Source organism: Streptomyces sp. NPDC007905, from assembly GCF_042959345.1.
Lineage (GTDB): Bacteria > Actinomycetota > Actinomycetes > Streptomycetales > Streptomycetaceae > Streptomyces.
In genome coordinates this window covers 382799-402942 of record NZ_JBIBKS010000003.1, presented here as the reverse complement: position 1 = coordinate 402942, position 20144 = coordinate 382799, and the positions used below count along the sequence as shown (strand labels likewise).

The 20144-nt window shown below is 71.5% G+C and carries 19 protein-coding genes and 1 riboswitch; of the genes, 13 read left to right on the top strand and 6 right to left on the bottom strand.

The features are described from left to right. The first annotated feature begins 197 nt into the window (after positions 1-197). Positions 198-362, top strand: a riboswitch (cyclic di-AMP (ydaO/yuaA leader). Between the two features lie 12 nt (positions 363-374). Together ACFZDC_RS08200 and ACFZDC_RS08195 are read left to right on the top strand one after the other, a co-directional pair. After that, positions 375-1130 (top strand): peptidoglycan DD-metalloendopeptidase family protein, encoded by a 756-nt coding sequence (locus ACFZDC_RS08200; protein WP_391321363.1) that lies wholly within the window; start codon positions 375-377, stop codon positions 1128-1130. A 198-nt stretch (positions 1131-1328) separates the two neighbouring features. Next, positions 1329-2024 (top strand): FCD domain-containing protein, encoded by a 696-nt coding sequence (locus tag ACFZDC_RS08195; RefSeq protein WP_391321361.1) that lies wholly within the window; start codon positions 1329-1331, stop codon positions 2022-2024. Between the two features lie 203 nt (positions 2025-2227). Here the strand turns inward: ACFZDC_RS08195 and ACFZDC_RS08190 are convergent, their stop codons facing one another. Next, on the bottom strand, positions 2228-2509 hold the full coding sequence (locus ACFZDC_RS08190; RefSeq protein WP_014675499.1) for an HPr family phosphocarrier protein: 282 nt from the start codon (positions 2507-2509) through the stop codon (positions 2228-2230). Between the two features lie 177 nt (positions 2510-2686). Here ACFZDC_RS08190 and ACFZDC_RS08185 point away from each other — a divergent pair, with 177 nt between their 5' ends. The 5 genes from ACFZDC_RS08185 to ACFZDC_RS08165 are packed head-to-tail and all read left to right on the top strand — an operon-like array spanning position 2687 to position 8503. Continuing rightward, positions 2687-5584, top strand: coding sequence for a GNAT family N-acetyltransferase (locus ACFZDC_RS08185; RefSeq protein ID WP_391321359.1), 2898 nt, complete (start codon positions 2687-2689; stop codon positions 5582-5584). Positions 5585-5601: 17 nt separating this feature from the next. Then, complete coding sequence (locus ACFZDC_RS08180; RefSeq protein WP_391321357.1) at positions 5602-6015, top strand: hypothetical protein; 414 nt, start codon at positions 5602-5604, stop codon at positions 6013-6015. Positions 6016-6025: 10 nt separating this feature from the next. Further along, positions 6026-6613, top strand: a complete 588-nt coding sequence (locus ACFZDC_RS08175; RefSeq protein ID WP_391321355.1) for a DUF5998 family protein — start codon at positions 6026-6028, stop codon at positions 6611-6613. Beyond that, positions 6613-7809 (top strand): alkaline phosphatase family protein, encoded by a 1197-nt coding sequence (locus tag ACFZDC_RS08170; protein ID WP_391321352.1) that lies wholly within the window; start codon positions 6613-6615, stop codon positions 7807-7809. Before ACFZDC_RS08175 ends, ACFZDC_RS08170 begins: the two co-directional genes overlap by 1 nt. 43 nt (positions 7810-7852) lie before the next feature. Beyond that, positions 7853-8503, top strand: coding sequence for a thymidine kinase (locus tag ACFZDC_RS08165; RefSeq protein ID WP_391321350.1), 651 nt, complete (start codon positions 7853-7855; stop codon positions 8501-8503). A gap of 16 nt (positions 8504-8519) precedes the next feature. Here ACFZDC_RS08165 and ACFZDC_RS08160 read toward each other — a convergent pair whose 3' ends face one another. Further along, a complete protein-coding gene (locus ACFZDC_RS08160) occupies positions 8520-9311 on the bottom strand; it encodes a VOC family protein (protein WP_391321348.1) in 792 nt (263 codons plus the stop codon). A 320-nt stretch (positions 9312-9631) separates the two neighbouring features. Between ACFZDC_RS08160 and ACFZDC_RS08155 the strand changes: the two genes are divergently transcribed. After that, a complete protein-coding gene (locus tag ACFZDC_RS08155) occupies positions 9632-10483 on the top strand; it encodes a rhodanese-like domain-containing protein (RefSeq protein ID WP_391321346.1) in 852 nt (283 codons plus the stop codon). 61 nt (positions 10484-10544) lie between these two features. Here ACFZDC_RS08155 and sepH read toward each other — a convergent pair whose 3' ends face one another. From sepH to ACFZDC_RS08140, 3 genes are all read right to left on the bottom strand, one after another. Next, the gene (sepH, locus tag ACFZDC_RS08150; RefSeq protein WP_391321344.1) at positions 10545-11585 is read right to left on the bottom strand and encodes a septation protein SepH; all 1041 of its coding nucleotides are present in this window, start codon (positions 11583-11585) and stop codon (positions 10545-10547) included. Between the two features lie 523 nt (positions 11586-12108). Beyond that, entirely contained in the window at positions 12109-13428 is a 1320-nt protein-coding gene (locus ACFZDC_RS08145; protein ID WP_391321342.1) for a D-arabinono-1,4-lactone oxidase, read from the bottom strand. Beyond that, a complete protein-coding gene (locus ACFZDC_RS08140) occupies positions 13388-14626 on the bottom strand; it encodes an MFS transporter (RefSeq protein WP_391321340.1) in 1239 nt (412 codons plus the stop codon). The genes ACFZDC_RS08145 and ACFZDC_RS08140 overlap by 41 nt, the downstream gene beginning before the upstream one ends. Positions 14627-14797: 171 nt before the next feature. Here ACFZDC_RS08140 and ACFZDC_RS08135 point away from each other — a divergent pair, with 171 nt between their 5' ends. Next, positions 14798-15925, top strand: a complete 1128-nt coding sequence (locus ACFZDC_RS08135) for a ferrochelatase (protein WP_391321338.1) — start codon at positions 14798-14800, stop codon at positions 15923-15925. A gap of 8 nt (positions 15926-15933) precedes the next feature. Next, positions 15934-16749, top strand: a complete 816-nt coding sequence (locus ACFZDC_RS08130) for an inositol monophosphatase family protein (RefSeq protein WP_391321336.1) — start codon at positions 15934-15936, stop codon at positions 16747-16749. Positions 16750-16905: 156 nt separating this feature from the next. On the opposite strand, the gene ACFZDC_RS08125 is transcribed toward ACFZDC_RS08130, so the two are convergent. Continuing rightward, positions 16906-17079 (bottom strand): hypothetical protein, encoded by a 174-nt coding sequence (locus tag ACFZDC_RS08125; RefSeq protein WP_023546087.1) that lies wholly within the window; start codon positions 17077-17079, stop codon positions 16906-16908. Between the two features lie 412 nt (positions 17080-17491). On the opposite strand from ACFZDC_RS08125, the gene ACFZDC_RS08120 reads away from it, so the two are divergent. From ACFZDC_RS08120 to ACFZDC_RS08110, 3 genes are all read left to right on the top strand, one after another. After that, the gene (locus ACFZDC_RS08120; protein ID WP_003993508.1) at positions 17492-18145 is read left to right on the top strand and encodes a response regulator transcription factor; all 654 of its coding nucleotides are present in this window, start codon (positions 17492-17494) and stop codon (positions 18143-18145) included. A gap of 6 nt (positions 18146-18151) precedes the next feature. Next, a complete protein-coding gene (locus ACFZDC_RS08115) occupies positions 18152-19453 on the top strand; it encodes an ATP-binding protein (protein ID WP_391321333.1) in 1302 nt (433 codons plus the stop codon). A 391-nt stretch (positions 19454-19844) separates the two neighbouring features. Continuing rightward, positions 19845-20141, top strand: a complete 297-nt coding sequence (locus ACFZDC_RS08110) for a DUF4193 domain-containing protein (RefSeq protein WP_005481602.1) — start codon at positions 19845-19847, stop codon at positions 20139-20141. Positions 20142-20144: the final 3 nt, after the last annotated feature.

Sequence of the window (20144 nt, the reverse complement as noted above, 5' to 3'; positions counted from 1 at the left end):
CCTGGCGACCGACGGGTCGTCAGGACCCTTCGCAGTTGCCGTGCGGAGCCCCCTCCAGATGTCCGAATTGGGGCAGACGTTGCCTGTCTGGCCTGTGGGATGCGCTACAAAAGCCCGGATCCGTTTGGGAATCGAAAGTCGCTCACCGTAGCGTCTTCGAGGCTGTTCGTCAGGCAGTGCGCCGCGCCCGCGGCACCGGACAGTCATCGCCGAGTCCCCGTACGGCGCGAGCCAGGGGAGCCGGGGACCCAACCACAGTCCCTGGGGTGAATCGGACGCCCGCGCGTGAGCGAGGGGGTCCGTAGGAGACCTTCCTGCTCCGAACCCGTCAGCTAACCCGGTAGGCGAGAGGGAAGGAAAGGACCAGCCACTTCATGGCGTTCATGTGCGCCACCGGGAAGCACCGCAAGCCCGGCCGGGTCAAGCGCACCACGGCTCAGGCGGCCGGCATCGCGGCCCTCACCACCACCGGTGTCATCGGCACCCTCGCGGCCACCCCCGCGCTCGCCGCGGAGAACTCCGTCGAGCAGACCGGTCTCACCCCTGTGATCACCGTGAGCGACGACGTCGCCGAGCAGATCGACGAGCAGGCCGCCGCCCAGAAGCAGGCCGCCGACCGGAAGGCGGCCGAGGAGGCCGCGGTCAAGGCGGCCGCCGAGCGGGCCGAGAAGGAGCGTGAGGCCAAGGTGCGCGCCGCCCGCGCGGCCGAGCGCAAGCGCCTGAACGCCTTCGTCGCCCCGATCGTGCACTCGTACGTCTCCACGGGCTACAAGACCGGCGGCTCCCTGTGGTCCTCCGGTTCCCACACCGGCATCGACTTCCACGCGGCGAGCGGCACGCCCGTCCACGCGGTCGGCTCCGGCACGGTCGTCTCGACCGGCTGGGGCGGCGCGTACGGCAACCAGATCGTGATCCGGATGGCCGACGGCATGTACACCCAGTACGGCCACCTGTCGTCCATCGGCGTCACCGTGGGCCAGAAGGTCACCCCGGGCCTCCAGATCGGCCTGTCCGGCGCGACGGGCAATGTCACCGGGCCGCATCTGCACTTCGAGGCCCGTACGACCCCCGAGTACGGGTCGGACGTCGACCCGGTCACCTATCTGCGCAAGCACGGCGTGGACGTCTGACCCTCCACCGCACGGCATCCCGAAGCCCCGGCTCACCAGCCGGGGCTTTCGCCGTTTTTCGCCCTGCCCGCCGCATCCGCTGTCCAAAAAATATCCATGGATTCAGGCCTGCCGTCGGAAATTCCGGCTCATTGGAATAGAGTCACGGAACACACGTCCATCGTCGACGTTTCACGGGGATTAAGACGGAGGTCGGTCATGCGTATTCCGGCGCACTCGGTGTGCACGGCGATCCGGGACGACATCGTGGCCGGTGTCTACGAGCGCGGCAGCCGCCTCACCGAGGAAGTCCTGGCCCGCCGCTACGGCGTCTCGCGTGTCCCCGTCCGCGAGGCCCTGCGCACCCTGGAGGCGGAGGGCTTCGTGGTGACCCGGCGGCACGCGGGCGCGTGCGTGGCCGAGCCGACCGAGCAGGAGGCAGCCGACCTGCTGGAGATGCGCATGCTCCTGGAGCCGCTCGGCGCCTCCCGGGCCGCCCAGCGGCGCACCGAGGCCCATCTGAAGGTGCTGCGGGGACTGGTCCGGCTGGGCCAGGAACGGGCGAGACGGGGCAGCAGCGAGGATCTGCGCTCGCTGGGCGGCTGGTTCCACGAGACGCTCGCGCAGGCCTCCGGCAGCCACTCACTGACCTCGATGCTGACCCAGCTGCGGCACAAGATCGCCTGGATGTACGCGGTCGAGGCATCGCCGAATCCGGTGGAGTCCTGGGCCGAGCACGGCGCCATCGTGGACGCGGTGGCGCGCGGCGACGGGGAGCGTGCACGGGCGATCACGGCGCTGCACTGCGAGCGCTCGACGACCGCGCACCGGCTGCGGTTCGCCTCGGGAGGCGACCGGACGGAGCGTGTGAGGAACTCGCAACACGCCGTAAACATGTCGGGCCTGCGGCATTAACACGGGCGCCGTATACAAAGAAGTGATATTCGGTGGACGTGAATTCCCGCTGCCCTTTTTCTGGCGTGCCATCACAATTCACCGTCGCGTGCCATCCCGTGCCCGGATGAATTCATCCGTGCCCGCCGTGAATTCCTCCGGCGGCTGCCGAAAACGCGGAAGCCGCGTCACCCGCAAAGGATGACGCGGCCTCCCGGTACCGCTCAGACGGTCTCGGGGAGCTCTTCGAGGCCCTCGGAGACCAGCTTGGCCAGACGGTCCAGGGCGGCATCGGCGCCCTCGGCGTCGGAGGCGAGGACGATCTCCTCGCCGCCCTGGGCGCCCAGGCCCAGGACGGCCAGCATGGAGGCCGCGTTGACGGGGTTGCCCCCGGCCTTGGCGATCGTCACCGGGACGCCTGCGGCCGTGGCGGCTCGGACGAAGATGGAGGCGGGGCGGGCATGGAGGCCCTCGGCCCAGCCGACGTTGACGCGGCGCTCAGCCATGTGTTGCTGCCCTTCGGTGTTCAGAGTTGTCTAGACCAGTTTCCCATATCGTGAAGCGTGCCCGGAGCGGTCCTTCGTCCCGCTCCGGCGTGTCGTCGGACCGCGGCCTCGGTCCGACTTCCGTCCTCCACAGACTGCCTCGCGCCGTTGTCGGACGCGAGCCGTACTCTGGGGCCCATGCAGAGCCCGGCGGACCGGCAGGACCGGCACGAGTACCCCGCCCACTGGGAGGCGGACGTGGTGCTGCGCGACGGGGGTACCGCGCGCATCCGGCCCATCGCCGTTGATGACGCCGACCGCCTGGTCAGCTTCTACGAGCAGGTCTCGGACGAGTCGAAGTACTACCGCTTCTTCGCGCCGTACCCCAGGCTCTCCGCCAAGGACGTCCACCGCTTCACACACCACGACTTCGTGGACCGGGTGGGACTCGCGGCCACCATCGGGGGCGAGTTCATCGCCACCGTACGCTACGACCGCATCGGCGCCGACGGCATGCCCGCGTCCGCGCCCGCGGACGAGGCCGAGGTCGCCTTCCTGGTGCAGGACGCCCACCAGGGCCGAGGGGTCGCCTCCGCCCTCCTGGAGCACATCGCGGCCGTCGCCCGCGAGCGCGGCATCCGCCGCTTCGCCGCCGAGGTGCTGCCCACCAACACCAAGATGATCAAGGTGTTCACGGATGCCGGGTACACCCAGAAGCGCAGCTTCGAAGACGGCGTCGTACGTCTGGAGTTCGACCTCGAACCCACCGACCGGTCCCTCGCCGTGCAGCGGGCGCGGGAGCAGCGCGCCGAGGCCCGCTCGGTACGGCGGCTGCTGGCCCCCGGCTCCGTGGCGGTCGTCGGCGTCGGCCGCGCGCCGGGCGGGGTGGGCCGCAGCGTCCTCGGGAACATCCGGGACGCCGGCCACCCCGGCCGCCTGTACGCCGTGAACAAGGCCTTCCCCGAGGACCTCAAGGAGGTCGACGCAGTGCCCGCCTACCGCTCGGTGCGGGACATCGAGGATCCGGTGGACCTCGCCGTCGTCGCCGTCCCGGCCGAGCGTGTGCCCGCCGTGGTCGCCGAGTGCGGCGAACACGGGGTGCAGGGGCTGGTGGTGCTGTCCGCCGGGTACGCGGAGAGCGGGCCCGAGGGACATGAGCGGCAGCGGGCCCTGGTCCAGCTCGCGCGCGCGTACGGCATGCGGATCATCGGTCCGAACGCCTTCGGCGTCATCAACACCGCGCCCGACGTCCGGCTGAACGCCTCGCTCGCCCCCGAGATGCCCAGGCCGGGGCGGATCGGCCTGTTCGCGCAGTCCGGGGCCATCGGCATCGCACTGCTGTCCCGGCTGCACCGGCGCGGGGGAGGGATCACCGGGGTCACCGGCGTCTCCACGTTCGTGTCCGCCGGGAACCGGGCGGACGTCTCCGGCAACGACGTCCTCCAGTACTGGTACGACGATCCGCAGACCGATGTCGTCCTGATGTACCTGGAGTCCATCGGCAACCCGCGCAAGTTCACCCGCCTCGCCCGGCGCACGGCGGCGGCGAAGCCGCTGGTCGTGGTGCAGGGGGTCGGTTCGGCGCCGCAGGGGCACGCGGTTCGGGCGACCCGGCTGCCGCGCGAGACCGTCTCCGCGCTGCTGCGGCAGGCCGGGGTGATCCGGGTGGACACGATCACCGAACTGGTCGACGCGGGCCTGCTGCTGGCACGGCAGCCGCTCCCGGCGGGGCCCCGGGTGACGATCCTCGGGAACTCCGAGTCGCTGGGGGTGCTGACGTACGACCGCTGTCTCGCGGAGGGGCTGCGGCCGTCGCGTCCGCTGGACCTGACGACCGGGGCGACGGCGGAGGACTTCCACCGGGCGCTGTCGCGGGCCCTGGCGGACGAGACGTGCGACGCCGTCGTGGTCACCGCCATACCTGCCATTGGCGAAGGTTCGCCGGGGGACGCCGAGCTCGCGGAGGCGCTGCGGTCGGCTGCCGCCGGGATGCCGGGCAAGCCCGTGCTGGTGGTGCACGTGGAGCTCGGGGGGCTTGCGGAGGCGTTGTCGGCCGCGGCGAGTACCGCACCCCAGGCCGGTGGCGGGGCCCCGGGCGCCGCAGGCGGTGCCCTATCGCCCCCACTCCCGGCCTCGCTCGAGCGGGGGGACCCCCAGCGCGCTGCGAAACGACCGCCCACTGCGGCGCGGGCACCTGAGAAGGCCGCCCCCGAAAGCCCCGAAGGCACCGCCCCCCGCCTCATCCCCGCCTACCCCGCCGCCGAACGTGCCGTGCGCGCGCTCTCCGAAGCCGTGAAGTACGCGCAGTGGCGGCGGGAGGCCGTCAACCCCGGGAAGGTGCCGGAGTACGAGGACATCGACGAGAAGGGGGCCGCCGAGCTGATCGGAGGGCTGCTCGAGCGCGGGCAGGGACTCACGATCGGGGCGGAGGAGACCTGCGAGCTGCTGGACAAGTACGGCATCCACGTCCGCCACGCGCTGCCCGCCCCCACCCCGGACGCCGCCGCCGAGGCCGCCCGCACCCTCGGCTACCCCGTGGCCCTCAAGGCCACCGCCCCGCACCTGCGGCACCGGGCCGACCTTGGTGGCGTACGGCTGGACCTGGCGGACGAGGAGCAACTGCGCCGCGCCTATGCCGAACTGACCGAACTGTTCGGGAAGCCCGAGGATCTGCGGCCCGTCGTGCAGGGCATGGCTCCCCGAGGCGTCGACACGGTCGTACGAGCCGTGATCGATCCGGCGGCCGGGGCCGTGCTGTCCTTCGGACTCGCCGGTGCCGCCTCGCAGCTGCTCGGGGACATGGCGCACCGGCTGGTCCCGGTCACCGACCGGGAGGCGGCCTCGCTGGTGCGGTCCATTCGGACGGCACCCCTGCTGTTCGGATGGCGCGGCTCCACGCCCGTGGACACACCCGCGCTGGAGGAACTGCTGCTGCGGGTGTCCCGGCTCGTGGACGACCACCCCGAGGTCGTCGCCGTCACCCTGGAACCGGTCGTCGTCGCCCAGGCGGGCGCGAGCGTCCTCGGCGCCACCGTACGGCTCGCGCCGCCGCCCGCCCGCGACGATCTCGGCCCGCGCACGCTGCCGGCGTACTGAGCAGGGGAGGGGGCCGCATGGAGATCGCCGGACGCCGGCTGCCCGAGGGCAGCCGGCGGGACTGGCAAGTGATGGTCCGGGACGGCGGGCGGCTGCGCCTGGCAGCAGGCCACGACCTCACCTACCACCACGGCCTGGAGCCGGCCTTCGTGGACCCCGTCTTCGTCTGCTGTCCGCCGAGCTTCCAGGACCCCGACTTCCGCGCGCCCACGGCCGAGGAGATGGCACGTCTCGCGCGGGCCCCGGGTGAAGCACCGCCCGTCGTCGTCGCGTTCGAAGCGGACGCCGGCGGCCGGGAACCCGTCTCCTGTCCGGTCGCCGCCGACCGGCTGGACATCCGGCCGGGGCTCGTCAAGCGGCCTGCGCGCGTGGGCGCGGAGGCCGCCTCCGGTGCCCGCGACTGGCCGGGACCCCCCTTGCCCACGGATTAGGATGGACGCCATGGCCAAGACCAGTACGACGACCCAGGGGCTGCGCGTGGCGATCGAGCGCAGCGGCTACTACCCGGCCCTCGTGGCCGAGGCGGTGGAGGCCGCTGTGGGCGGCGAGCCCATCCGGTCGTACCTGGTCCATCAGGAGACCACGTTCGACCAGAACGAAGTGCGCCGGCATGTGACCGTCCTGGTCCTCACCGGCAACCGCTTCATCGTCAGCCACACCGACGAGCAGGCCGCCGACAGCACCTCCCCGACGCCGTACGCCACGACGTCCACGGAGTCCGTGAAGCTCGGCCGGATCTCGTCGGTCGTGGTCAGCCGGGTCGTCGCGAACCCGGAGCAGTACACGCCGGGCACGCTGCCCCGCGAGGTCGTACTGACCATCGGCTGGGGCGCGGTCAACCGCATCGACCTGGAGCCCGCCGCCTGCGGCGACCCCAACTGCGAGGCCGACCACGGCTACACGGGCAGCTCCACGGCAGACGACCTCAGCCTGCGTGTCAGCGAGGCCGGGGACGGGCCGGAGACGGTGCGCCAGGCGCTCGCCTTCGCACAGTCCATCTCCGAGGCGACCGCGGACATCACGAGCTGATGGCCCAGCCTTCCCCTTGGGACCACCCCGAACCGCTCGCCCTGGACACGGCTCCGCTGCCCGAGTACGGCAGCGGCTCGCTCGCCGACCTGCTGCCCACGCTGGCCGCCGGCCTCGGCGTCCCCGGCACGACCGCCACGATCACGGAACTGACCCCGGCCGACCGGGTCTGTGTCTTCCTGATCGACGGGCTCGGCTGGGAGCAGCTCAGGGCGCACCCCGACGAGGCGCCCTTCCTGACCTCGCTGCTCGGCAGCTCGCGCGGCGGCTCGGGACGCCCGCTCACCACCGGCTACCCGGCGACCACCGCGACCTCCCTGGCCTCCGTCGGCACCGGCCTGCCGCCGGGTGCCCACGGCCTGCCCGGCTACGCCGTCCGCAACCCGGCCACCGGCGAGCTGATGAACCAGCTCCGCTGGCAGCCGTGGACCGCCCCGCGCCCCTGGCAGCCGTACCCCACGGTCTTCCAGCTGGCCCACGAGGCCGGCGTGCACGCCGCCCAGGTGTCCTCGCCCGCCTTCGAGCACACCCCGCTCACCAAGGTCGCGCTCAGCGGCGGCACCTTCCACGGGCGGCTGACCGGCGAGGACCGCATGGACCTCGCGGCCGAGCAACTGGCGGCCGGTGACCGCTCCTTGGTGTACACGTACTACGCCGAGCTGGACGGCGCCGGACACCGCTACGGCGTCGCCTCCGACACCTGGCGCGGACAGCTCATGTACGTCGACCGGCTCGCCCAGCGCCTCGCCGAGCAGCTGCCGCCGCGCAGCGCGCTGTACGTCACCGCCGACCACGGCATGGTCGACGTCCCGTTCGACGAGCAGCACCGCATCGACTTCGACGAGGACTGGGAGCTGCGTGCCGGCGTCGCCCTGCTCGGCGGGGAGGGGCGGGCGCGGCACGTGTACGCGGTGCCGGGCGCCGAGAACGACGTCCTGACCGTCTGGCGCGAGGTGCTCGGCGAGCAGTTCTGGGTGGCCTCGCGGGAGGAGGCGATCGCGGCGGGCTGGTTCGGGCGGCCCGGTGCGTGCGACGAGCGCGTGTATCCGCGCATCGGGGACGTGGTCGCGGCCGCGCACGACGACGTCCTGATCATCGCCTCCGAGCGGGAGCCCAAGGAGTCGGCGCTGGTCGGCAACCACGGCTCGATGACCCCGGCGGAGCAGCTGGTCCCGCTGCTCGAAGTACGCTCCTGAAGCTCCCTGCCCCGACCACTCGCCGAAAGGTGCTCAACTCCTCATGCCCGAGCTGGTGTTCTTCTCCGGAACGATGGACTGCGGGAAGTCCACGCTGGCTCTGCAGATAGAGCACAACCGCTCCGCGCGCGGCCTCGTCGGCATGATCTTCACCCGGGACGACCGGGCCGGCGAGGGCAAGCTGTCCTCCCGGCTGGGCCTGGTCACCGACGCGGTGGAGGTCGAGGACGGCCAGGACCTGTACGGCTACATCGTCGAGCACCTCTCCCAGGGCGGCCGCGCGGACTATGTGATCGCGGACGAGGCGCAGTTCCTCGCGCCCGGGCAGATCGACCAGCTCGCCCGCGTGGTGGACGACCTCGGCATGGACGTGTACGCCTTCGGGATCACCACCGATTTCCGCTCCAAGCTCTTCCCGGGCTCCCAGCGGCTGGTGGAGCTGGCCGACCGCATCGAGGTGCTGCAGGTCGAGGCGCTGTGCTGGTGCGGGGCCCGGGCCACGCACAACGCCCGCACGATAGGCGGCGAGATGGTCGTCGAGGGCGCCCAGGTGGTCGTCGGCGACGTCAACCAGTCCGCGGGCGAGGTCGGCTACGAGGTGCTGTGCCGCCGCCACCACCGCCGCCGGATGACCGCCGCGTCGGCCCGTGCGGCGGCCCTGTCCCCGGACGTCCTGCCGGTGTCCACGGCCTGAGGCCGGCCGAAGCGGATCAATGCGGGTTCTGGATCACCGAGAACACCGCCCCCTCCGGGTCCGCCACCATGGCGACCCGCCCGTGCTCGCTGTCGTGGGCCGGCCCGAGTACGCGGCCCCCCAGCTCGGCGACCTGGCGCAGCGTCGCGTCGACGTCCGCGACCTCGAAGTACGTCAGCCAGTGGGAACCGCGGTCCCGCGGCAGCGCATGGCCCACGCCGTGCAGGCCGGCCACCGGACGGCCCGCGAGGTCCAGGGTCATGTAGTCGAAGTCGGCGGACACGACCGGTTCCTCCCCGTACCCGAACACGGTCTCGTAGAACTTGGCGACGCTTTCGGTCTCGAAGGTGAGCAGCTCGTTCCAGGCGGGAGTGCCCGGGCCGCCGCTGATCGCCGCGCCGAGGTGCGCCGGCCCCTGCCAGATGCCGAACACCGCGCCGGAGGTGTCGGAGGCGATGGCCATCCGCCCGGCCTCGGCCGCGTCCAGCGGTCCGACGGCCACCGTGCCGCCGCACAGCCGCACCTGGTCGGCCGTCCGGTCCACGTCGTCCGAGGCGAAGTAGGGGGTCCAGGCGACCGGCAGCCGGTGGTCCGGCGGCAGCTGGCCGATGCCCGCCACCTCGTTCCCGTCGAGCAGTGCCCGCACATACGGGCCGAGCTGCTGCGGCCCCGGCCGGAACTCCCAGCCGAACAGGGCCCCGTAGAACTCCTCGGTCGCGGCCAGCCCGTGCGCCATCAGGCTCACCCAGCAGGGCGAGCCGGGCGCGCGACGCGCGTGTGGGCCGGCCGACTCCCGTGCCTCGGTCATCGATCACTCTCTCCCCGGCCCCTCACGGTGGCCGTGTCGCTTTCGCTCCCCGGAAGGGGTGTGCCGCTGCGCGTGCACGCCCGTACCGGTACCCGCATCCCCCGAGGTGCTGCTTGACCGGGCCGCGCCGATCACCCGGCGCCACCTTCGGGAGGATGCCTGATGTGCCGTCTCTCGCCGCTTCCTGACGATGGCCGACGGTTGTCCGGCAGTTGTACAGCGTGTGCCCGATCCCATACGCCTCGTGATCGAGCCTGTCCGGCCGAGCAGAGTAGCCGGACCTGGACGCCGCGGCCACCCCTGGCGTAAGGATGGACGTCATGAGAGCCATCATCACCGCAACCGAACTTGCCCATGACCTGGCCGGACAGGCCCCGCCGGTGCTGCTGGACGTGCGCTGGCAGCTGAGCACGGCGAAGGCGGCGGGCGCCCCGGCCTTCGACGGCCGGGCCGAGTACGCGGCCGGGCACATCCCGGGCGCGGTCTTCGTCGACCTGGACCGGGAGCTGGCCTCGGCCGCCGGGGAACACGGCCGGCATCCGCTGCCCGACCTCGCGGAGTTCGGCGCGGCCATGCGCCGCGCGGGCGTGTCGGCCGCCCGGCCGGTCGTCGTCTACGACGGCGGGCAGGGCTGGGCCGCCGCGCGCGCGTGGTGGTTGCTGCGCTGGACGGGTCACCCGGACGTGCGGGTCCTCGACGGCGGGTTGCCGTCCTGGCGGGGCGAGCTGTCGACGCAGGCGCACGCTCCGGCCGAGGGGGACTTCGAACCGGCGCCGGGCGCGGCCGGGTTGCTCGACGCGGACGGGGCCGCCGCGCTGGCCCGCTCGGGAGTGCTGCTCGACGCGCGCGCGGGGGAGCGGTACCGCGGCGAGGTGGAGCCGATCGACCGGGTCGGCGGGCACATCCCGGGTGCGGTGTCCGCGCCGACGACCGAGAACGTGGGCCCGGACGGCCGTTTCCTGCCCGCGGCGGACCTGCGGGACCGCTTCAAGGCCCTGGGTGTGTCCGAGGAGGCGCCGGTGGGTGTCTACTGCGGCTCGGGTGTCTCGGGCGCCCACGAGGTGCTGGCCCTGGCGGTGGCGGGCATCCCGGCGGCACTGTACGTCGGTTCCTGGTCGGAGTGGTCGGCGGACCCGTCCCGTCCGGTCGCGGTGGGGCCGGACCCGCAGTAGGCGAGCGGACAAAGTGGGGGCACGCACGCGTGCCCCCACTTCATACGGCCGTACGACCGGTTTACTCCTGCTTCTTGCGCCGCGTCCCGAACACGATCTCGTCCCAGCTCGGGACCGCGGCCCGGCGGCCGGGACGGACGCCGTCGGCCTCCGCCTGGCGGTCGGTGGCGCCGATGAGCCGGTCGCGGTGGCTGCCCACCGAGCGGGGCATGAGGACGTCCGCGTAGGCGGAACCGGCCGAGGCCGCAGGCGCCGGAGGCTCCTCCGCCTCGGGTTCCTCGGCGGGCTCCTCCATGGCCTCCGACGGCCGTTCCGGCACGACCATGTCGCCCCGGAAACTCGGCACCGCCTCCAGCAGGCTGGTCAGCGAATCGCGTTCGCCCGTGCTCTCCTCGGCGGGCTCGGACGACTGCGCCGGCAGGCTCGGCCGCTCCCGGTCCCCCCGCTCAAGGGCCCGGTCCATCGAACGGTCGCGCGGCAACCGGGCGATGCGCGGGACGAACGGGAAACTCGGCTCCGGTACGGCGAGGTCGTCGGACTCACCGATCAGCGAGCGCGCCTCGTCGTCCACGGCCTGGACGAGCCGCCGGGGCGGGTCGTAGGTCCAGCTCGCCGAGTGCGGTTCGCCGGCGACCAGGTAGACGAGGAGGACCTCCCAGCTGCCGTCGTCGCGGCGCCAGGAGTCCCACTGCACGGTGTCCTTCTCGGCTCCGCGCAGCAGCAGCCGCTCCTGGACGGCCTCGCCGAGCAGCGGGCCGGAGTTCTCCCCGGGGCGGCGCACCGGGGTCTTGCGGGCACGCTCGGCCATGAAGGCACGCTCGGCCAGCACCGGACCCTCGAAGCGCCGTACCCGGTCGACGGGGATGCCGGCGAGCTGGGCCACCTCTTCCGCGGTGGCACCCGCACGTATACGCGCCTGGATGTCTCGGGGGCGGAGATGGCTCTCCACCTCGATCTCGATCTGGCCGAGGCGGGGCCGGTCGCCGCGCACGGCGGCGCGCAGGCGTTCGTCGATCGGAAGCGTGTACTCCGTAGAGTCGGCAGCCTTCAGCACCAGCCGTGTGCCGTCATTCGAGACGGCCACGACACGCAGTTCGGGCATGGGGACCTCCCGGGTGGTGCCTGCCGACGTCACGTGCGTCGCTGCTTCCGCTAGTCGAGTGTGGCCTGCCCGGGTGCAGCCTGCCACAACCTTGCCGAGTTGCCCGGCGTGTCGGGCACGGGCCCTGGATCGCCGTTATGGCACGGTTACCTGTTCGCAACGCTAAGTAACAAACTCCGTCACCCTGTGCAACTAGCCCCCTCCCGGCGGTCCTGCGAGGCCGCGGACACCCTGGTGGGAGACCGGACCCAGGGCTCGCAACAGTACTCCATTTGGACCATGTGCGTGGATGGGCGCGCCGTCCAACTTCTGGCAAGGGGTGCGACTTGGCCGTCCGCAACCGGTTCTGGTGATCACGAACGTGGCGAACTTCACGCAATCCCCAGAAACGGAATTAATGGTTTCGTGTGTACGTCCCCTTCTGGTGTGGCCGGTTGAACTGCGAACTCCGGGGTGTACGGTCTCGGCGCATGGTGTCCGGCAGAGGCTTCAGCGGCGGTACGCGCCCGACGGTCGGTGACGCCTACGCCCCCAGAACCCTCCGCAAGTAGTCGTTCTGGAACAGCCGTTCCGGGTCGAGCCGGTCCCGCAGTGCCGTGAACTCGCCGAAGCGCGGGTACACCCGGGCGAAGTACTCCGCGTCCCGTGTGTGCACCTTGCCCCAGTGCGGCCGGCCCTCGTGCGCCGTGAAGATGCGCTCGGCGGCAGTGAAGTACGCCTGGTACGGGGTGCCCCGGAACATGTGGACGGCGATGTAGGCGCTGTCCCGGCCGGAGGCGGTGGACAGGGTGATGTCGTCGGCCGGGGCGGTGCGCACCTCGACCGGGAAGCTGACGCGCAGACCGGAGCGGTCGACCATGGCCTTCAGTTCGCGCAGCGTGTCGACCAGGGCCGCGCGCGGAACGGCGTACTCCATCTCCACGAACCGCACCCGGCGCGGTGAGGTGAAGACCTTGTAGGGGATGTCCGTGTACGTCCGCGCGGACAGGGCCTTGCTGGAGATCCGTGCGATCGCCGGAATGGTCGCGGGGGCTGCGCGTCCGACCCACTGGGCCACCTGGAAGACGCCGTTGGACAGGAACTCGTCCTCGAACCACCCGGCCAGCTGCCCCATCGGCTGCTCGGGGCCCGCGCTGCGGTTGTTGCGCTTGGTGTTGGTGTTGACGGTGTGCGGGAACCAGTAGAACTCGAAGTGCTCGTTCTCGGCCCACAGTTGGTCGAACTCGGCCAGCACCCGGTCGAGGGCCATCGGCTCCTCACGGGCGCTGAGCAGGAACAACGGCTCCACGGCGAACGTGATCGCGGTGACGATGCCGAGCGCGCCGAGGCCTATTCGTGCGGCCGCGAATATCTCGGGGTTCTCCTTCTCGGAGCAGGTGAGCACCGAGCCGTCCGCCGCGACCAGTTCGAGCCCCTTGATCTGCGCGGCGATCGAGGCCGACTCGCGGCCCGTGCCGTGCGTGCCGGTGCTGGTGGCGCCGGAGACGGTCTGCTCCATGATGTCGCCCATGTTGGTGAGCGACAGACCGTCGCGCGCCAGCGCCGCGTTGAGTCTCTTGAGCGGGGTGCCGCCCTCGACCGTGACGGTCATGGCGCTGCGGTCGATGGCGCGGATGCCGGTCAGGAGTTGAGGGCGGATCAGCACACCGTCGGTGGCGGCGATGGACGTGAAGGAGTGCCCGGTGCCCCCCGCCTTCACCTTCAGGCCGTCCTCGGCGGCCCGGCGCACCGCGGCCGCCAGCTCCTCCACCGAGGCCGGCGCGACCTGCCGGGCGGGGCGGGCGGCGACATTGCCGCCCCAGTTACGCCAGGTGCCGTTCCTTGCGCTCGCTGTGGTGCTCAACGGTGCCTCCCCGACCCGCGGCCGGCCTGCGGAGCCGGCGGTACCCGAGGAAACCCACCGCGACCGCGACGGCCCCGGACACGGCCGGAACCCCGTACCCGGCACGCGCACCGGCTGCGTCGATCACCCAGCCGGCCACGGAGGAGCCGAGCGCGACACCGACCGCGAGACCGGTGCTCACCCAGGTCATGCCCTCGGTGAGCTTCGCGCGAGGTACGTGCTCTTCGATGAGGGACATCGTCGTGATCATCGTCGGTGCGATGGACAGCCCCGCAACGAACAGCGCCACGGCCAGAAGCGGCAGGTTTCCGACCAGTAGGAGGGGGATCATACTCACGGCCATCGCCCCCACGCCCCGCAGCCAGCGACGTTCCGGCGCTCCCGCGAACCGCAGCAGCCCGAAGACCACGCCGGCCACGCAGGAGCCGGCCGCGTACAGCGCCAGCACGACGCTCGCGGCACCCTTGTGGCCGCGCTCGTCGGCGAAGGCGACGGTGACCACGTCGACCGACCCGAAGATCGCCCCCGTGGCCACGAAGGTGGCCACCAGCACCTGGAGCCCGGCCGAGCGCAGCGCGCTGCCGCCCCCGTGGTCGGCGCGCGGGTGCGGTTCCGGCTCGGTGGCCCGCTGGGCGGTCAGCCAGAAGACGCCGGCGGCCAGGAAACAGGCGGCCAGCAGGGGACCCGCCTCCGGGAACCAGGCCGTGGACAGGCCGATGGAGATGATCGGCCCGAAGATGAAGCAGACCTCGTCGACCACCGATTCGAACGAGTAGGCGGTGTGCAGCTTCGGCGTACCCCGGTACAGGGCAGCCCAGCGGGCCCGGATCATCGCGCCCAGGCTCGGCACCGAGCCGATGCCGGCGGCGCAGACGAACAGCACCCAGTCCGGCCACCGCCGGTGCGCGGCGAGCAGCAGTCCGGACGCCGCCGCGAGCGCCACCAGGGTCGCGGGGCGCAGCACCCGGCGCTGACCGTGCCGGTCCACCAGCCGGGACATCTGCGGCCCGATCGCGGCGGCGGACAGCGCGAGGGTGGCCGAGAGCGCGCCCGCGAGGCCGTAGCGCCCGGTGAGCTGCGACACCATCGTGACCACGCCGATGCCCATCATCGACAGCGGCATCCGGCCGAGGAAGCCCGCGGCGGAGAAGCGCTTGGTGCCGGGCTCGGCGAACAGGGCGCGGTAGGGGCTGGGCACGTGGTCTCCGAAGCGGCTCAGTAAGGCGCGAATGCGGCTGATACAGCTTACGAATCAGGGCATCCTGATCACAGCCGTAATGCGGCGGGAAAAACTGGACTGAACCGCCCGTAATCCGACTCTTCACCCCGCTGTTGCCCTGCTGTCCTTGGCGGGTGGCAGGATCGAGACATGCCAGACGCGCTCGATGCCACTCCCTACGACGCCCTGCTTCTGCTCTCCTTCGGCGGCCCCGAAGGCCCCGACGACGTGGTCCCGTTCCTGGAGAACGTCACGCGCGGGCGTGGCATCCCCAAGGAACGCCTCAAGGAAGTCGGGCAGCACTACTTCCTCTTCGGCGGGGTCAGCCCCATCAACGACCAGAACCGCGCCCTGCTGGACGCCCTGCGCAAGGACTTCGCCGAGCACGGCCTGGACCTGCCGGTCTACTGGGGCAACCGCAACTGGGCGCCGTATCTGACGGACACCCTGCGCGAGATGGTCGCCGACGGCCGCCGCCGCATCCTGGTGCTGGCCACCAGTGCCTACGCCTCCTACTCGGGCTGCCGCCAGTACCGCGAGAACCTCGCCGACGCGCTGGCCACCCTGGAGGCCGAGGGACTGGAGCTGCCGAAGATCGACAAGCTGCGGCACTACTTCAACCACCCCGGCTTCGTCGAGCCCATGATCGACGGCGTGCTGCGCTCCCTCGCCGACCTCCCCGAGGACGTACGCGAGGGCGCCCACATCGCCTTCACCACCCACTCCATCCCGACCGCCGCGGCCGACACCTCCGGCCCGGTCGAGGCACACGGGGAGGGCGGCGCGTACGTCGAGCAGCATCTGGACGTGGCCCAGCTGATCGCCGACGCCGTCCGCGAACGCACCGGCGTCGACCACCCCTGGCGGCTGGTCTACCAGTCCCGCTCGGGCGCACCGCACATCCCCTGGCTGGAGCCGGACGTCTGCGACCACTTGGAGGAGCAGCACGCGGCGGGCGTCCCGGCCGTCGTCATGGCCCCCATCGGCTTCGTCTCCGACCACATGGAGGTCCTCTACGACCTCGACACGGAGGCCACGGCCAAGGCGGAGGAACTGGGGCTGCCGGTCCGCCGCTCGGCCACCGTGGGCGCCGACCCGCGGTTCGCCGCCGCCGTCCGTGACCTGATCATGGAGCGGGCAGGCCTGGAGCGGGGGCAGGAGGTCGCACCGTGCGCCCTGGGCGCACTCGGCCCCGCCCGCAACCTCTGCCCGGTCGGCTGCTGCCCCGCCCGTGCCCCCCGCCCGGCCGCCGCGGGCGCCGACAGCCCCTACGCGTGAGGAGACCCGTGACCGACGCCCTGCACAGGGACCTGCTCGACCTGGCCGAGGAGGCCGCCCGACGCGCCGGCGACCTGCTCCGGGACGGCCGCCCGGCCGACCTGGAGGTGGCCAGGACCAAGTCCAGCCCGATCGACGTCGTCACCGAGATGGACATCGCGGCGGAAAAGCTGATCACCGACCTGATCTCCGGAGAGCGCCCGCAGGACGGCTTCCTCGGTGAGGAGGGCGCCTGTGTGGAGGGCACCAGCGGCGTCCGCTGGGTGATCGACCCGCTCGACGGCACCGTCAACTACCTGTACGGGCTGCCGACCTGGGCCGTGTCCATCGCGGCCGAGCAGGACGGCGCGACCGTCGCCGGGGTCGTCGCGGCCCCGATGCGCGGCGAGACGTACCACGCGGTGCGCGGCGGCGGTGCCTGGGCGACCGGCGCGTGGGAGGGCGAGCGCGAGCTGTCGTGCCGCCCCGCGCCCCCGCTGGACCAGGCGCTGGTCTCCACCGGCTTCAACTACGTCGCCGAGGTCCGCGCCCACCAGGCCGCGGTGGCCGGCCGGCTCATCCCGCTGCTGCGCGACATCCGGCGCAGCGGCTCGGCCGCGGTCGACCTGTGCGATGTGGCCTGCGGCCGGCTGGACGGGTACTACGAGCGGGGACTGAACGCGTGGGACGTGGCGGCGGGTGACCTGATCGCCCGGGAGGCCGGTGCCCTGACCGGTGGACGGCCTGGAGAGCGCCCCTCACGGGTCCTGACGGTGGCGGGGACCCCGGGCGTCTTCGAGCCGCTCCAGCGGCTGCTGGAGGACTTCGGAGCCTGGCACGACTGAGCCGCCGGCACGGCCGTCGGCGGCGTCGGCGCAGGCAGGAGGTGGGGACGTCCAGCGCCCACGTCGCCCGCTGGGCCATCCTCGTCGCCCCTACGCAACGAGCAGGACCCCCGGCGCTGGATTCGCCGGGGGTCCTGCTCGTGCGCTTCGGGCCGATCAGACGCGTGACGCGCCGACTTCCACACCGTGTTCGGCGGCGAGGCGGCGCAGGTCGTCGAGCTCGGCCTGCTCCACCTCGACGAGGAAGTCGTCGCCCTCGTCACGAGCCCGCGACAGGTCGGACTCGGTCGCCCTTATGCGCTGCAGAAGTCCTGCGGTGAATGCGTCCATGCTGCGCCCCCTCGTCCTGGGTCGTGGGTCGGTGGCACGGGGGTGTGCCGTTCGGAAGGGGCGATCACGTCTTACGCAGGTGCCCAGCACTGCCCTGCTGGGCGGCGACTGTGCCGGACACCCACGCCCACTCTGCGGAAGCGGATCGCGATGTACCGCATGGTGTTGCGGCACGTGCAGAGCGTGATCGCGGGGTGTAAAGCCGTCCTCCCCCCGCTCCCCTCCACGGAAACCTCAACCCCCCGAAAAAATCCCGTAATCCCGGGCCGACAGCCGGATCCCTGCCCCCGGACACCGCCTTACAGCCGACTTATGGCCGAAAAGGGCAGGATGGAGGTCACATCCCACGGACACCCCTGCCCGCGCGCGCTCACGGCGCGCTACGCGGGTGGACACAGGAAGGACAAGCGACGTGCGCGTACTCGTCGTCGAGGACGAGCAACTGCTCGCCGATGCGGTGGCCACCGGACTGCGCCGGGAGGCCATGGCCGTCGACGTCGTGTACGACGGTGCGGCCGCCCTGGAGCGCATCGGCGTCAACGACTACGACGTGGTGGTCCTCGACCGCGACCTCCCGCTCGTGCACGGCGACGACGTCTGCCGCAAGATCGTGGAACTGGGCATGCCCACGCGCGTGCTCATGCTCACCGCCTCCGGTGACGTCAGCGACCGTGTCGAGGGCCTGGAGATCGGCGCCGACGACTATCTTCCCAAGCCGTTCGCGTTCAGCGAGCTGATCGCGCGGGTGCGGGCCCTCGGACGCCGTACGAGCGTGCCCCTGCCGCCGGTCCTGGAGCGCGCCGGCATCAAGCTCGACCCCAACCGCCGCGAGGTCTTCCGCGACGGCAAGGAGGTCCAGCTCGCGCCCAAGGAGTTCGCGGTCCTGGAGGTGCTGATGCGCAGCGAGGGCGCGGTCGTCTCGGCCGAGCAGTTGCTGGAGAAGGCCTGGGACGAGAACACCGACCCCTTCACCAATGTCGTGCGCGTGACCGTCATGACGCTGCGCCGCAAGCTCGGCGAGCCGCCCGTGATCGTCACCGTGCCCGGCTCCGGCTACCGGATCTGATCCGCCGTGGCCACGACACCCGCGCCGCCCCAGGCGCCACCGAAACCCACCTGGGACCCCCGCAGGCCGCAGCCCCCCTTCCCGTGGCTGCGCCCGACCATCCGGATACGGCTCACGCTGCTGTACGGCGGCATGTTCCTGATCGCCGGCATCCTCCTGCTGTCGATCATCTACCTGCTCGCCGCGCAGGCGATCAACACCGGCAACCAGCCGCTGTTCAAGATCGTCAGCTTCCAGAAGCTGCAGGTCTCCAGCGACAACTGCCCCGCGATCAACACCACCAGCCTGCCCCTCGGGGACTTCAAGGACGCGATCGCGCACTGCGTGGACCAACAGCGCCAGGCGGCCCTGGACAACCTGCTCAGCCGCTCGCTGCTGGCCCTGCTGGGCCTGGCCGTGATCGCCTTCGCGTTCGGCTACGCGATGGCCGGCCGTGTGCTGTCCCCGCTCGGCCGGATCACCCGCACCGCCCGTCAGGTGGCCGGCTCGGACCTGTCCCGCCGGATCGAGCTGGACGGACCGGACGACGAGCTGAAGGAGCTGGCGGACACCTTCGACGACATGCTGGAGCGCCTCCAGCGGGCCTTCACCGCCCAGCAGCGCTTCGTCGGCAACGCCTCCCACGAGCTGCGCACACCGCTCGCGATCAACCGCACGCTCCTGGAAGTGCACCTGTCCGATCCGAACGCCCCGGTGGAGCTGCAGCAGCTCGGCAAGACGCTGCTGGCCACCAACGAGCGCAGCGAGCAGCTGGTGGAGGGCCTGCTGCTGCTCGCCCGCAGCGACAACCAGATCGTCGAGCGCAAACCGGTCGACCTGGCCGAGGTGGCCGGGCAGGCCATCGACCAGGTGCACGGCGAGGCGGAGGCCAAGGGCGTCAAGATCCGCGGTGATCGCAGGCCCGCCGTGGTGCAGGGCAACGGTGTGCTGCTGGAGCGGATCGCCCTGAACCTGGTGCAGAACGCGGTGCGCTACAACGTGCCCAATGAGGAGGGGCAGCGCGAAGCGCTTCAGAACAAGGGCGGTGGCGGGCGACGGGAGGGCGGTTGGGTCGAGGTCACCACCGAGATCGAGCACGCGCAGGCGGTGCTGACCGTGTCGAACACCGGGCCGGTGGTGCCGGCGTACGAGATCGACAACCTCTTCGAGCCCTTCAGGCGGCTCCGTACGGAGCGCACGGGCAGCGACAAGGGCGTCGGACTGGGCCTGTCCATCGCCCGGTCCGTGGCCCGGGCCCACGGCGGCCACATCGTGGCGCAGCCCCGCGAGGGAGGTGGTCTGGTGATGCGCGTCACCCTGCCGGTGTGATCAGAGTCGACACACGCGGAGGACGTTCGCTTTGCGCGGAATTTCTGACCACTGTTCGGGGTTGCCCCTGTGTGATCAATCACATGGGCGGATTTCCGGCCCTGCACTCTCCGTGATCATGACAGGGTCCGCAAAGCCGGAAAATCCTTGTTTTCAGGGCTCTTGATCACGGGAAGTACACGGTGAGGCGCCTTTGAGGTGCGGCATTCGAACCGTGTACGGTCCTCACCGCCATCCAAGCCGATCACTCTTGAGGAATCGGGTTGGGTGTCGATTGAGTAACAGACCTTGATGTGAGGCAAAATCTCCGCCTCAGGTCGGGCACAAGTCCGGCCTCTCACGCGTTACGTGCGCTGGAGACACCGCAGACACCCAGAGGGGGAGAGTGACCATGGCAACCGATTACGACACTCCACGCAAGACCGACGACGACGTCGACTCGGACAGTCTCGAAGAGCTGAAGGCTCGCCGGAACGACAAGTCCACCTCCGCGGTGGACGTCGACGAGTTCGAGGCCGCTGAGGGCCTCGAGCTCCCGGGCGCCGACCTCTCGAACGAGGAGCTGGCCGTCCGTGTGCTGCCCAAGCAGCAGGACGAGTTCACCTGCATGAGCTGCTTCCTGGTGCATCACCGCAGTCAGCTGGCCAGGGAGAAGAACGGTCAGCCGATCTGCCGCGACTGCGACTGAGGA